The sequence below is a fragment of the Streptomyces marokkonensis genome (genome assembly GCF_008312835.1).
GTDB lineage: Bacteria > Actinomycetota > Actinomycetes > Streptomycetales > Streptomycetaceae > Streptomyces > Streptomyces marokkonensis_A.
Genome location: NZ_VSKS01000004.1, coordinates 438,721 through 450,946, shown reverse-complemented (window position 1 = coordinate 450,946; position 12,226 = coordinate 438,721). Strand labels below are relative to the sequence as shown.

14 protein-coding genes are annotated in these 12,226 nt (G+C 70.1%); 4 read left to right on the top strand and 10 right to left on the bottom strand.

Annotation, left to right across the window (positions count from 1 at the left end; all coding sequences use genetic code 11):
* Positions 1-153: 153 nt before the first annotated feature.
* Positions 154-855, bottom strand: coding sequence for a TerB family tellurite resistance protein (locus F1615_RS10375; protein WP_149548588.1), 702 nt, complete (start codon positions 853-855; stop codon positions 154-156).
* 185 nt (positions 856-1,040) lie between these two features.
* Positions 1,041-2,762, bottom strand: coding sequence for a 2-isopropylmalate synthase (leuA, locus tag F1615_RS10370; protein WP_149548587.1), 1,722 nt, complete (start codon positions 2,760-2,762; stop codon positions 1,041-1,043).
* Positions 2,763-3,091: 329 nt separating this feature from the next.
* Here leuA and F1615_RS10365 point away from each other — a divergent pair, with 329 nt between their 5' ends.
* Genes F1615_RS10365 through F1615_RS10355 form a run of 3 tightly spaced genes read left to right on the top strand, consistent with a single transcriptional unit; the run spans position 3,092 to position 5,819 of the window.
* On the top strand, positions 3,092-4,162 hold the full coding sequence (locus F1615_RS10365) for a M4 family metallopeptidase (protein WP_149548586.1): 1,071 nt from the start codon (positions 3,092-3,094) through the stop codon (positions 4,160-4,162).
* A gap of 21 nt (positions 4,163-4,183) precedes the next feature.
* Positions 4,184-4,450, top strand: coding sequence for a protealysin inhibitor emfourin (locus tag F1615_RS10360; RefSeq protein WP_149548585.1), 267 nt, complete (start codon positions 4,184-4,186; stop codon positions 4,448-4,450).
* A 58-nt stretch (positions 4,451-4,508) separates the two neighbouring features.
* Positions 4,509-5,819, top strand: coding sequence for a GH1 family beta-glucosidase (locus F1615_RS10355; protein ID WP_149548584.1), 1,311 nt, complete (start codon positions 4,509-4,511; stop codon positions 5,817-5,819).
* Here the strand turns inward: F1615_RS10355 and era are convergent, their stop codons facing one another.
* The 5 genes from era to F1615_RS10330 form a co-directional block, all read right to left on the bottom strand.
* Positions 5,820-6,773 carry a GTPase Era gene (gene era / locus F1615_RS10350; RefSeq protein ID WP_167533703.1) on the bottom strand — a complete coding sequence of 318 codons (954 nt, stop codon included), beginning with the start codon at positions 6,771-6,773 and terminating at the stop codon, positions 5,820-5,822.
* Between the two features lie 107 nt (positions 6,774-6,880).
* On the bottom strand, positions 6,881-7,360 hold the full coding sequence (locus F1615_RS10345; RefSeq protein ID WP_149548582.1) for a hypothetical protein: 480 nt from the start codon (positions 7,358-7,360) through the stop codon (positions 6,881-6,883).
* Positions 7,361-7,611: 251 nt separating this feature from the next.
* Complete coding sequence (locus tag F1615_RS10340) at positions 7,612-7,965, bottom strand: cytidine deaminase (protein WP_149548581.1); 354 nt, start codon at positions 7,963-7,965, stop codon at positions 7,612-7,614.
* A 33-nt stretch (positions 7,966-7,998) separates the two neighbouring features.
* A complete protein-coding gene (locus F1615_RS10335; protein ID WP_149548580.1) occupies positions 7,999-8,316 on the bottom strand; it encodes a DUF397 domain-containing protein in 318 nt (105 codons plus the stop codon).
* A 61-nt stretch (positions 8,317-8,377) separates the two neighbouring features.
* Complete coding sequence (locus F1615_RS10330; protein ID WP_149548579.1) at positions 8,378-9,277, bottom strand: helix-turn-helix domain-containing protein; 900 nt, start codon at positions 9,275-9,277, stop codon at positions 8,378-8,380.
* A 432-nt stretch (positions 9,278-9,709) separates the two neighbouring features.
* Between F1615_RS10330 and F1615_RS35585 the strand changes: the two genes are divergently transcribed.
* Positions 9,710-9,862, top strand: coding sequence for a hypothetical protein (locus tag F1615_RS35585; protein WP_167533702.1), 153 nt, complete (start codon positions 9,710-9,712; stop codon positions 9,860-9,862).
* Positions 9,863-10,065: 203 nt separating this feature from the next.
* Here the strand turns inward: F1615_RS35585 and F1615_RS10325 are convergent, their stop codons facing one another.
* The 3 genes from F1615_RS10325 to ybeY are packed head-to-tail and all read right to left on the bottom strand — an operon-like array spanning position 10,066 to position 12,223.
* Entirely contained in the window at positions 10,066-10,425 is a 360-nt protein-coding gene (locus F1615_RS10325; protein WP_149548578.1) for an MmcQ/YjbR family DNA-binding protein, read from the bottom strand.
* Positions 10,422-11,729, bottom strand: coding sequence for a hemolysin family protein (locus tag F1615_RS10320; RefSeq protein ID WP_149548577.1), 1,308 nt, complete (start codon positions 11,727-11,729; stop codon positions 10,422-10,424). Before F1615_RS10320 ends, F1615_RS10325 begins: the two co-directional genes overlap by 4 nt.
* The gene (ybeY, locus tag F1615_RS10315) at positions 11,726-12,223 is read right to left on the bottom strand and encodes an rRNA maturation RNase YbeY (RefSeq protein WP_149548576.1); all 498 of its coding nucleotides are present in this window, start codon (positions 12,221-12,223) and stop codon (positions 11,726-11,728) included. The genes F1615_RS10320 and ybeY overlap by 4 nt, the downstream gene beginning before the upstream one ends.
* Positions 12,224-12,226: the final 3 nt, after the last annotated feature.

The window sequence follows — 12,226 nt, the reverse complement described above, 5'->3', positions numbered from 1 at the left end:
CACTCTACGAATCCCTCGGCTTCGTGCCCGACCCACAAGGCGCTCGCCCGGACCACTTCGGCCCGGGCGCCGACCGCATCCTGATGTCTCTTCCCCTGGCTTCCCCGACGGCCTCCTAGGGCCGGCCGCGGCCGGAGAGCCGTCAGGCGGCGGTCAGGACGGTGTCCGGGCCGCCGCCAGGAGGCGGGTGACGTCGTCCGAGCAGATGGTGAGGGCCGCGCCGACCGTGGCCAGGGCGTCGCGTTCGGCGGGGGTGTAGGGGCCGTCGGCGAGGGCGATGCGGGCGCCCTGGAGGAGGATCGACTCACGGCCGGGGGCGGCCAGGTGCGGGGCCAGGGGGTCCAGGGCCTCGTGGAGTTCGATGGCGAGGCCCGCGGCGCAGGGCTCGCCGGTGAAGCGGCCGGTGTCCGCCTCCAGCGCCTCGACGAGCGCGGCCAGCTGCTCCTCCGTGCAGTCGTCGAAGCCGGCCGCGCGCACCCCGGCCGCGGCCGTCTCCAGGGAGGCGCGCGAGCAGGTGCCGCCCGCGGCCAGGACCGCGAGGGCGACGGTGTGGACGGCGTCGCGGAGCATCGCGGAGAAGCGCGTGGTGGTGGGGTGGTCCAGGACGTCGGTGCCGAAGTGGCGGCGGCAGGCGGCGCACTCGACGGTCGGTGCGGACGCGCCGCGCGGCAGCACGGGCACGCCGAGCAGGGTGAAGCGGCGGCGTCCGGTGAGCCGCTGGTAGTTGCGGTCGCCGCCGCAGCCGGGGCAGAAGAACTCCCCGTCGCCGACGGCCGTCCACGCGGTGCGGGTGCCCATCAGGCGCGACATTCCGGCAGCAGTGGCACGGCTGTTGGTTCCCCGTTCTGGCAGCACGTCGCACCTCCATCAACGCCACAGCACCATCGCCGCGCTTGCGTGATGTTAGCCACATCCATGAGGTGGCGTCAGCACCCCGGACGAGACCTTTCCGTGACCTCCACAGCCATTGGCCGGTAACCGACGGGGCCCCGCCCGCCCGAAAAGGCGGACGGAGCCCTCAAACCCCACGAAACGGCTGCTCAGCGCGCCGCGCGGTTGACGGCCGAGACGACCGCCTTCAGCGAGGCCCGCGTGGTGTTCGCGTCGATTCCGATGCCCCACAGAACCTTGTCGCCGATCGCGCACTCGATGTACGAGGCGGCCTGCGCGGAGGCGCCCTCGCTCATGGTGTGCTCCTGGTAGTCGAGCAGGCGTACGTCGATGCCGATGCCCTGCAGCGCGTGGAAGAAGGCCGAGATCGGGCCGTTGCCGGTGCCGACCAGGGTGGTCTCCTCGCCGTCGACGGTGGCCTCGACCATGAGGGTGTCCACTCCGTCGCGGTCGGTGGTGCTCTGCCCGTTGGCGACCTGGATGCGGCCCCAGGGGTTCCGCGGGTTCGGCAGGTACTCGTCCTGGAAGACCGCCCAGATGTCGGCCGGCGTGATCTCGCCGCCCTCCGCGTCCGTCTTCGCCTGGATGATCTTCGAGAACTCGATCTGCATCCGGCGCGGCAGGTCCAGCTTGTGGTCGTTCTTCAGGACGTACGCGATGCCGCCCTTGCCGGACTGCGAGTTGACGCGGATGACGGCCTCGTAGGAGCGGCCGACGTCCTTGGGGTCGATGGGCAGGTACGGGACCGCCCACTCGATGTCGTCGACGGTGACGCCCTTGGCCCTCGCGTCGGCCTCCATGGCGTCGAAGCCCTTCTTGATGGCGTCCTGGTGGGAGCCGGAGAAGGACGTGTAGACCAGGTCGCCCACGTACGGGTGGCGCGGGTGGACCTCCATCTGGTTGCAGTACTCCCACGTGCGACGGATCTCGTCGATGTCGGAGAAGTCGATCTGCGGGTCGACGCCCTGGGAGAACAGGTTCATGCCCAGCGTGACCAGGTCGACGTTGCCGGTGCGCTCGCCCTGCCCGAACAGACAGCCCTCGACGCGGTCGGCGCCGGCCATCAGCGCCAGCTCGGCGGCGGCGACGGCCGTACCGCGGTCGTTGTGCGGGTGGACCGACAGGCAGACGTACTCGCGGCGGGACAGGTGGCGGCCCATCCACTCGAAGCGGTCGGCGTGCGTGGAGGGGGTGGAACGCTCGACGGTGGCGGGCAGGTTGAGGATGATCTCGCGGCCCGGGCCGGGCCGGTAGACGTCCATCACCGCCTCGCAGACCTCCAGCGCGAAGTCCAGCTCGGTGTCGGTGAAGATCTCCGGGCTGTACTGGTAGCCGAACTCGGTCTCGTCGCCCAGCAGCTTCTCGGCGTACTCCATCACCAGCCGGGTGCCGTCGACGGCGATCTGCTTGATGTCGTCCCTGGAGCCGCGGAAGACCACGCGGCGGAAGACCGGGGCGGTGGCGTTGTACAGGTGGACGGTGGCGCGCCTGGCGCCCTTCAGCGACTCCACCGTCCGCTCGATCAGGTCCTCACGGGCCTGGGTCAGTACGGAGATGGTGACGTCGTCCGGGATGGCGTCCGGGTCCTCGACGATGGAGCGCACGAAGTCGAAGTCGGTCTGGCCGGAGGCGGGGAAGCCGACCTCGATCTCCTTGTAGCCCATCCTGACCAGCAGGTCGAACATCGCGCGCTTGCGGGCGGGCGACATGGGGTCGATCAGGGCCTGGTTGCCGTCGCGCAGGTCGGTGGAGAGCCAGCGGGGGGCGGTGGTGATCCGCTTCTGCGGCCAGGTGCGGTCGGGGATGTCGACCTGCTCGTAGCGGCCGTACTTCTGGATCGGCATGGAACTGGGCTGCTGGCGGTTTGCCATGGTGCGTGGGCTCCTCGGAGGTCCGCGGGGTGTCCTGGTGGACGGCCGACGGCGCAGCGCCGAACTCCGCGGGGAGGGGGTCGGCCTTTACTGCGGACCCTCACCGCGGCAGCTAAGGAGAAGCAGCCCGAAACGCATGATGCTCCGCAGCCTAACCGAGTCGACCACCGTGCGAGGGTCCGTATCAGTATGCGGGACCGTCGGGATGAACGGGACAAAGGGTGCTGTATACCACTTTCCGGGGGCCTTGGAGGTGAAGTGGCGGCGCATTTCATCAATCATGGTTGCGGGGGGTGACAGCTTCAGCACGCAGTGCGACCGTGCTGGACATGACCGAGAACGGGGGCTTCGAGCCCGTCTTCTGCACCATCGTCCCGCCGCACGTCCTCGACCGTCTCGCGCAGGCGGAGGACCCCGTGGTCCACGGCCCCGCGCGCCGCACCCTCCGGCGTGACGCCTACGAGCGCACCCAGCGCCGGCTGACCACGGTCGTCGGCGCCACGGCCGTCGCCACGCTCGCCGACGCCGAGCCGGGCAAGCCGCGCCGCACCGTGTACGACGCCCGGAACGGCACGGACCTGCCGGGCAGGAAGGCGCGCGGCGAGGGCGACGCACCCGGCAAGGACGCCACCGTCAACCGCGCCTACGCCGGTCTCGGCGCCACGTTCGAGCTGTTCCTGAAGGCGTACGCCCGCGACTCGATCGACGGCAACGGGCTGCCGCTGGACGCGACGGTGCACTACGACGAGGACTACGGCAACGCCTTCTGGAACGGCGAGCAGATGGTCTTCGGCGACGGGGACGGGGAGATCTTCCTCGACTTCACCATCCCCGTCGACGTCATCGGCCACGAACTCGCCCACGGCGTCACGCAGTACACCGCGAACCTGGACTACTTCGGCCAGTCCGGCGCGCTCAACGAGTCGGTGTCGGACGTCTTCGGCGCGCTCATCAAGCAGTACACGCTCGGCCAGACCGCCGAGGAGGCCGACTGGCTGATCGGGGCCGGCCTGCTCGCCCCGCGGGTCACGGGCGAGGCGCTGCGCTCCATGAAGGCACCGGGCACGGCGTACGACGACGACGTGCTCGGCAAGGACCCGCAGCCGGCGACGATGGACGACTACGTCCGCACCGGCCGGGACAACGGCGGCGTGCACATCAACTCCGGCATCCCCAACCACGCCTTCTACGTCGCGGCCACCACGCTCGGCGGGCACGCCTGGGAGCGGGCCGGGCAGGTCTGGTACGACGTGCTGACCGGCGGCGAGCTCCAGCAGGACGCGCAGTTCACGGACTTCGCGACGCTGACGGTGAAGGCGGCGCGCGCCCGGTACGGGGAGGGCGAGGAACTCCAGGCGGTGACGAAGGCCTGGGAGCGGGTGGGGGTGCGGACTCTGTAGTTCCGTACTAGACACGGTCCCATGCGTATTCAGGTGCGGCGCACGGGCGGGTTCGCGGGGATCGAGCGGCGGGCCGAGGTGGACACCTCGGGGCGGGCCGACGCCCACGAGTGGCACGCCCTGGCCGAGCGGGCCCTGGCCGCCGGCCGGGACACACCGCCGGCCGGGGTGCCGGACGGCTTCAGCTACCGGATCACGGTGGACGGGAGGTCGGTGTACTGCGCGGATCCCCGGCTGACGGAGGAGCAGCGGCGGCTGATCCGCGCCGTGCTCAAGGAGGGCGCGTAACGGCCCCTCGACGCACGGGCGTTGACTTCGTCCGGCGTCGGTGCGGATGATCCGGGCCATGGCGACGACGAACCCGCTTCCCCGCTTCCCGGCCGGCTTCCTGTGGGGTGTGTCGACCTCGGCGCACCAGATCGAGGGGGCGGCGGACGAGCGCGAGCCGTCCGTGTGGGACGTGTTCTCGGCCGGGCCGGGGCGGGTGCGGGACGGCTCCACGGCGGCGGTGGCCTGCGACCACGTCCACCGTCACGCCGAGGACGTGGCGCTGCTGGCCGGCCTGGGTGTGGACGCGTACCGCTTCTCCGTCTCCTGGCCGAGGGTGCTGGCGAAGGGCGGCCTGGACTTCTACGACCGGCTGGTCGACGACCTGTGCGCGGCGGGCGTGCGGCCGGTGCCGACGCTGTTCCACTGGGACCTGCCGGCCGGTCTCGACTGGCTGGAGCGGGACACGGCGGAGCGGTTCGCGGAGTACGTGTCGCAGGTCGCCGGGCGGCTGGGCAACCGGGTGAAGACGTGGATCACGCTCAACGAGCCGGCCGAGCACACCCTCCTTGGGCACGCGCTGGGAGTGCACGCGCCCGGCCGGAAGCTGCTCTTCGACGCGCTCCCCGTGGCCCATCACCAGCTCCTCGCGCACGGTCTGGCGGTGCGGGCGCTGCGGGCGGCGGGGGCGGGTGACATCGGCATCGCCAACTCCCACGCGCCGACGTGGCCCGCGTCCGGGGACAAGGCGGACGTGGCGGCGGCCGGCTTCTACGACGCGCTGCTGAACCGGCTGTTCGCCGACCCGCTGCTGCTCGGCCGCTACCCGGAGGGCATCGGTGAACTGATGCCCGGCGACGTCGAGGCGGACCTGAAGGTCGTCGCCGAGCCGCTGGACCGGTACGGGATCAACTACTACGCGCCGACACGCGTGGGCGCCCCGCAGGGCACGGAGATCGACTTCGGCGGGGTCCGGATGCCGGCCGGGCTGCCCTTCTCGGTGCGGGAGATCGAGGGTCACCCGGTGACGGACTTCGGCTGGCCGGTGGTGCCGGAGGCCCTGACGGAGCTCCTCACCGCCTTCCGCGCCCGCTACGGCGACCGTCTCCCGCCGGTCGTCATCACCGAGAACGGCTGCGCCTACGAGGGCCTGGACGACCGTGACCGCATCGCGTACCTCGACGGCCACATCCGCGCGCTGCACCGGGCGGTGGAGGCGGGCGTGGACGTGCGCGGCTACTTCGTGTGGTCCCTGCTGGACAACTTCGAATGGGCCGAGGGCTTCACCCGCCGCTTCGGGCTGGTCCACGTCGACTTCGACACGCTGGAGCGGACCCCGAAGGCGTCGTACGACTGGTTCAGGCAGGTACTGCGCGACCAGCGCCGCTGATCAGAACCCCAGACGCCGCAACTGCTTGGGGTCGCGCTGCCAGTCCTTGGCGACCTTGACGTGCAGGTCCAGGAAGACCGGTGTCCCGAGGAGCGCCTCGATCTGCTTGCGGGACTTGATGCCGACGTCCTTCAGGCGCTTGCCCTTGGGGCCGATGACGATGCCCTTCTGGCTGGGGCGCTCGATGAACAGGTTGGCGTGGATGTCGAGCAGCGGCTTGTCGGCGGGGCGGTCCTCGCGCGGGAGCATCTCCTCGACGACCACGGCGATGGAGTGCGGGAGCTCGTCGCGGACGCCCTCCAGGGCCGCCTCGCGGATCAGTTCCGCGACCATGACCTGCTCGGGTTCGTCGGTGAGGTCGCCCTCGGGGTAGAGGGCGGGTCCCTCCGGCATCAGGGGGATGAGGAGGTCGGCCAGCAGGTCGACCTGCTGGTTCGCGGTCGCCGAGACGGGGACGATCTCGGCCCAGGTGATGCCCAGCTCCTGGCCCAGCTGGTCGACGGCGATCAGCTGTTCGGCCAGCGCCTTGCCGTCCACCAGGTCGGTCTTGGTGACGATCGCGACCTTCGGGGTCTTCTTGATCCCGGCCAGTTCCTTGGCGATGAAGCGGTCACCGGGGCCGATCTTCTGGTCCGCGGGGAGGCAGAAGCCGATCACGTCGACCTCCGCCCAGGTGGTGCGGACCACGTCGTTCAGCCGCTCGCCGAGCAGGGTGCGCGGCTTGTGCAGACCGGGGGTGTCCACCAGGATCAGCTGGGCGTCCGGGCGGTGGACGATGCCGCGCACGGTGTGCCGGGTCGTCTGCGGCCGGTTCGAGGTGATCGCCACCTTCTGCCCGACCAGAGCGTTCGTGAGGGTGGACTTGCCCGCGTTGGGGCGGCCCACGAAGCAGGCGAAACCGGCCCTGTGGCCGGCCTCGGCCGGCTGCTCGGATGACTGGGTACGAACACTCATGCCGCCCATTCTCCCTGATGCCGGAAGCCCCGCCGTACCACCGGCCGCGACGGGACCGGGCGGGGCACCCCCGTGAGGGGCCCCGCCCGGCCGTCCGCCCGGCCGGATCAGTCGAAGACGAACGGGCCCGGTGCCTGCGGTGCGGTCGCCGTGCAGGTGATGGTGATGAAGCCGAAGGCGGTCACCTTCAGCGTGCCGCCGAACGCCTCCAGGCTGTCGCCGGAGGCCACGGTCCCGGAGAGCGGGCCGACCTCGAGGGCGTCGCCGGTCGCCATGGCCGGGTTCTTGGTGCCCTTGAAGACGGTGGTGCCGCCGCCGGCCTTCACCATGGTGAGCTCCGAGACCAGCGAGTCCTTGCCGAGCGCGACGGGCGCGGTGACCGCGGAGGTGTTGAGGGTGATGGTGGCGGACGTGCCGTTCTGTGTGGCCGTCAGGGTGGCGTCGCCGCCGCCCCAGCTTCCGCAGTCGGCGTTGACGGTCGCCGACCCGGGGGCGACGGCTGCGGCGGTGGGGGCGAAGGCGAGCCCGCAGACCGCGAGCGCACCTGCCGCCAGGGACACACCTGTTCCGAATCGCTTGCCTCTCATGGATTCCGGCTCCCTTTCCGTGTGGGGGGAATTCCGTGGGGGAACTCCGTCGGGGGAACTGTTCGAGGAACTGTTCGGCAGATGGGGTCCGGACCCGCTGCATCACGCCGTCCGACGACGTCTCGTCGGGGTCGGCGTTTCCATTGATGCGCGGGAGGCAGTGCGCGACAAGGTTGAAATCTGGCCTATTTACCGGCGGTAACACCATGGGCTTCGGCCACCCCGCGCACGGTGACGGCGGCCGACGCGCGTCAGCCCGCGGTGAGCGTCTCCCTGACCGTGCCGTCGGGACCGGCCACCAGCACCGGGGTCCCGGGTCCGCCGAGGTCCCGTACGGCGGCGCGGTCCCCGGCCGACGCGGAGTCCGCCTCCGTCACCACGGCCGCCGCCTCCAGTGACTTCGCGCCGGACGCCACGGCCATCGCCACCGCCGTCTGCAGGGCGCTCAGCTTCAGGGAGTCCAGGGCCACGGTTCCCGCGACGTACGTCCGCCCGGTCTCGTCACGCACGGCGGCCCCCTCGGGCACACCGTTGCGGGCCCGCGCGGAACGGGCCAGGGTGACGATCTTGCGGTCCTCGGGGTCGAGCGCGCTGCTGTCGGTCATGATCCGAGCATAAGGAATCGCGTTCCGTCGGGGTTACGGGCGCCCCGGCTCGGGATGACCGGGGACCGTGGAGTCGCCTGAAAGAGAGGAGACGAAGGAGCCCCAGGCGGCCGGTGTGACACCGACGACGCCATGCCGCCGCTTGGAGTCGCGAACCAAGATCATGTGGTCGGTGCAGGCGACCTCGACGCAGTTGTCCACATGGGTGCTACGGCTGCTCTTGCGCCATGCCCATGATCCACTCACCCTCAACCTCCACCCCGGTCGCGGACGGACCAGCCGGGGTGCCCCCGTACAGCTGTCGCGGGGACACGCAGCAGCCAATTCAGGATATCGGCAGCGGTCACGCATTCGAGCATGACAATCCCGCCAACCTGCCGGCCCCACCGGAAGTTGGCGGTCATGCCACGACTCAGGCGGTCTCCTGTTCCAGCAGTACCTCCAGTTCGTCCCCTCCCTCGGCGACACGCTCCGCGAGTCGACGGAGCACCACGTCGACCCCGTCCTTGAGGGCCAGGTCTTCCAGGTCCCAGAACCGCTCCAGGTAGCGTCTGGTCTCCTCCGAGGAACCTGCGGGGTAAGTGGCCCCACGGGAGTCCTCGACGAAGAGGGCGTCCTCCATCTCCTCGGCCTGGAATTCGAACAGGGTAAAGGGACCCTGGATACCGGGATGGGCCCCGACGCTGAACGGCAGGATCTGGATCGTGATGTGGTCGCGGGTCGACAGTTCGGCCAAGTGTTCCAGCTGCGCCCGCATGACCCCTCTGCCTCCGGTCAGCCGGCGCACCACGGACTCGTCCAGGATGAAGAAGAACTCGCGCCCGTCGGAATCATCAAGCAGTTCCTGACGCGCCAAGCGGGCCTCCACGGTGCGCTCGACGCGCTCCTCCGGCGTGCCCTTGCCGAACGCCTCCATCACGGCACGCATGTACTCCTCGGTCTGGAGCAGACCGGGGATGACGAGAGAGCCGTACTGCCGGTTGATCCAGGCCGCGGCCTCGAGAGCGAGGAACTGCAGGAAGTCCTTGCTGTAGAGGTCCCGGTACTCCGCGAAGGGCATCCGCCGGCTGCCACGAGCCATGTTCAACAGCTCTTCGAGCTTGCGTCGGTCAGTGATCCCGTACGCGGCGACGAGAGGACGCAGGTCGTTGACGGAGATACCGACCTCGCCCGCTTCGATCCGGATGAGCTTGGACGGACTCCACTCCATCCGGTCGGCAACCTCACGCTGCGTCAGGCCGGCGGCCATACGGGCCTTGCGCAGTTCGGTGCGCAGCCGCAGGCGTAGCAATGCGGCACTCGTCACGGCCATGCCTGCTCCACCCCCCATCGGATCCAGCACTGTGCAACGTAGCAGATGTGCATGTTACCCATCGATACCTTTCGAGACGATGCATCGGGGCGAACACCACTGCATGTTGCCCCAGGGAGAGGACTACCACGGCACGCACACTCCCGCATTCGGCCTCCCTGCAGTCTGCTATCTCGCACATAGGATGGACCGTTTCAGACGCGTCGCATGGCCGCCTTCCAACGAGCACTGTCCAATGCGCACCCTTCGGGTTACGCTGTCCAGCGTAACGCTTGTCGAACCGTCCCTGTCGGCAAGGGAGTTGATCAGCCATCAGGAATCACAGCAGGCACGGTGAGTGCACGTCGGAGGCACCGTCCCTACTCCTGACAGCGCCCGTTCGTGGTTCGCCGAGCCACGGCGACGAACGGAGCCGAAAGGAGCCGATCATCGATGCCGGACCGTCAGGAAGGACAGGAAGGAGAGCGCCGCCCCGAGCGAGTCGAGCGCACGTGGGGGAAGCGGGTGGCCCTGGCCCTCCCGCTGATCAACCTCCTCATCGCGATCCACAAGATCGTCGACGAGTGGGTTCTCCCGTTCGTGTGACAGCAGTCAGCCCCGACCTGAAGGGCCGGGGCCGAGAGCGGCGGACGCCGTAGGAAGACGCTTCCGCTCCGAGTTTCCCTGGCAGGCGGCCCGGAGCGGTGGCGTCGTAGCGCACCGTGCATACATTCTGCCGCCGCGCCCCCGGCATTGGCGAGAGGCCAGTCAGGCCAATTCGGTGTGCGCCGGGAGCACATCCGCGGACGTCACGCCCGGTCGAGCCTCAGCCGCTCCGCGCGCGGCAGGCCCGCCACGACCAGGTCGTAGGAGTCCTCGACCAGTTCCCGGACCAGGCGGTCGGGGAGGGTGCCGTCCGCCGTCACCGTGTTCCAGTGGCGTTTGTTCATGTGCCAGCCCGGGACGATGAGGTCCGGGTGTTCCTCGCGCAGGCGGACGGCGTCCTCGGGGTCGCACTTGAGGTTGACCTTCAGGGGCCGCGCGTCCAGGGCGGTCAGCGCGAAGAGCTTGCCCCGCACCTTGAAGACCGACGTCTCCGGGTTGAAGGGGAAGTCCTCCACGGCCGCGTTGAAGGACAGGCACAGGGTGCGCAGTTGCCCAGGTGTCACTCCGGCTCCGCCTCCCCGCCGGGCGGGTCCGCCGGGGCCACCGGCTCCACCAGCACCGTCACGATCTTGTTCCGGCGTCCGGCCGCCGCCTCCGCGGTCAGCCGCAGCTCGCGGGCGTCGGGGAGCTCGACCACGGACGAGGCGCCCGCGATCGGCACCCGGCCGAGGTGCTTGGCGAGCAGCCCTCCGACGGTCTCCACGTCCTCGTCGTCGAACTCCTCCAGCCCGTACAGCTCGCCCAGGTCGCCGATGTCGAGCCGGGCGGTGACCCGGTAGCGGTCCTCGCCGAGCTCCTCCACCGGCGGCAGTTCCCGGTCGTACTCGTCGGTGATCTCGCCGACGATCTCCTCGAGGATGTCCTCGATGGTGACGATGCCCGCGGTGCCGCCGTACTCGTCGACGGCGACGGCGACGTGGTTGCGTTCCTTCTGCATCTCGCGCAGCAGGTCGCCGGCGTTCTTGGTGTCGGGCACGAAGAACGCCGGGCGCATCGCCGTTGACACCAGTTCGTTCTCGGCGTCCCGGCTGATGTGCGTCTTGCGGGCCAGGTCCTTGAGGTAGACGATCCCGACGATGTCGTCCTCGTTCTCGCCGGTCACCGGGATCCGGGAGAAACCGGAGCGCAGGGCGAGGGTGAGGGCCTGGCGGATGGTCTTGTACCGCTCGATCACCACCAGGTCGGTGCGCGGCACCATGACCTCGCGCACCAGGGTGTCGCCGAGTTCGAAGACGGAGTGCACCATGCGGCGCTCCTCGTCCTCGATCAGCGACTCCTTCTCCGCCAGGTCCACCAGCGCGCGCAGCTCCGCCTCGGAGGCGAAGGGGCCGCGCCGGAAGCCCTTGCCGGGGGTGAGCGCGTTGCCGATGAGGATCAGCAGCGACGGGATCGGGCCCATGATCCGCGCGAGCGGCACCAGCACGTACGCGGCGGCCGTGGCCGTGTTCAGCGGGTGCTGGCGGCCGATGGTGCGCGGGGACACCCCGACGGCGACGTACGACACGAGGACCATGACCGCGATGGCGATCAGCAGCGCCTCGGCCGTGCCGTCGAACTCCCTCAGGCAGCCGTAGGTGATCAGCGCGGCGGCGGCCATCTCGCAGACGACGCGGACCAGCAGCGCCACGTTGAGGTAGCGGGTGGGGTCGGCGGCGATCTGCGCCAGCCTGGCGCTGCCCCGGCGGCCGGAGCGCACGGCCTCCTCGGCGCGGAAGCTGGACACGCGCGCGATGCCGGCCTCCGCGCAGGCGGCCAGCCAGGCGACGACGACCAGGGCGATCGCGCCGAGGACGAGAGCCGGACTCATGACACGGTCGGGGCCGGGGACGGGCCGGTGAGGCCCCTCTCCGCGCGCCAGCCGTCCACGATGGCGGCCTGCAGACCGAACATCTCGGCCTTCTCGTCCGGTTCCTCGTGGTCGTAGCCGAGCAGGTGCAGCACACCGTGGACGGTGAGCAGTTGGAGCTCCTCGTCCATGGTGTGCCGCGTCGGCGCGTCCTTGCCCTGCTGGGCGGCGACCTCGGGGCAGAGCACGATGTCGCCGAGCAACCCCTGCGGGGGCTCGTCGTCGTCCTTGGACGGCGGCCGCAGCTCGTCCATCGGGAACGACATGACGTCCGTCGGCCCGGGCAGGTCCATCCACTGGATGTGCAGCTGCTCCATGGCGCCCGCGTCCACGACGATCACCGAGAGCTCGGAGAGCGGGTGGATGCGCATCCGTGCGAGCGCGTAGCGGGCGATGTCGAGGATCGCCTGCTCGTCGACCTCGGTTCCGGACTCGTTGTTGACGTCGATCGACATCTG

What these genes read in the sequence shown, in the direction of transcription:
- leuA (WP_149548587.1), bottom strand. Translation starts at nt 2,762, where the DNA reads ATGGCAAACCGCCAGCAGCCCAGTTCCATGCCGATCCAGAAGTACGGC.
- F1615_RS35585 (WP_167533702.1), top strand. Translation starts at nt 9,710, where the DNA reads ATGCCGGACCGTCAGGAAGGACAGGAAGGAGAGCGCCGCCCCGAGCGA.
- F1615_RS10345 (WP_149548582.1), bottom strand. Translation starts at nt 7,360, where the DNA reads ATGAGAGGCAAGCGATTCGGAACAGGTGTGTCCCTGGCGGCAGGTGCG.
- F1615_RS10365 (WP_149548586.1), top strand. Translation starts at nt 3,092, where the DNA reads ATGACCGAGAACGGGGGCTTCGAGCCCGTCTTCTGCACCATCGTCCCG.
- F1615_RS10335 (WP_149548580.1), bottom strand. Translation starts at nt 8,316, where the DNA reads ATGCGTGACCGCTGCCGATATCCTGAATTGGCTGCTGCGTGTCCCCGC.
- F1615_RS10340 (WP_149548581.1), bottom strand. Translation starts at nt 7,965, where the DNA reads ATGACCGACAGCAGCGCGCTCGACCCCGAGGACCGCAAGATCGTCACC.
- ybeY (WP_149548576.1), bottom strand. Translation starts at nt 12,223, where the DNA reads ATGTCGATCGACGTCAACAACGAGTCCGGAACCGAGGTCGACGAGCAG.
- era (WP_167533703.1), bottom strand. Translation starts at nt 6,773, where the DNA reads ATGAGTGTTCGTACCCAGTCATCCGAGCAGCCGGCCGAGGCCGGCCAC.
- F1615_RS10355 (WP_149548584.1), top strand. Translation starts at nt 4,509, where the DNA reads ATGGCGACGACGAACCCGCTTCCCCGCTTCCCGGCCGGCTTCCTGTGG.
- F1615_RS10330 (WP_149548579.1), bottom strand. Translation starts at nt 9,277, where the DNA reads ATGGCCGTGACGAGTGCCGCATTGCTACGCCTGCGGCTGCGCACCGAA.
- F1615_RS10320 (WP_149548577.1), bottom strand. Translation starts at nt 11,729, where the DNA reads ATGAGTCCGGCTCTCGTCCTCGGCGCGATCGCCCTGGTCGTCGTCGCC.
- F1615_RS10360 (WP_149548585.1), top strand. Translation starts at nt 4,184, where the DNA reads ATGCGTATTCAGGTGCGGCGCACGGGCGGGTTCGCGGGGATCGAGCGG.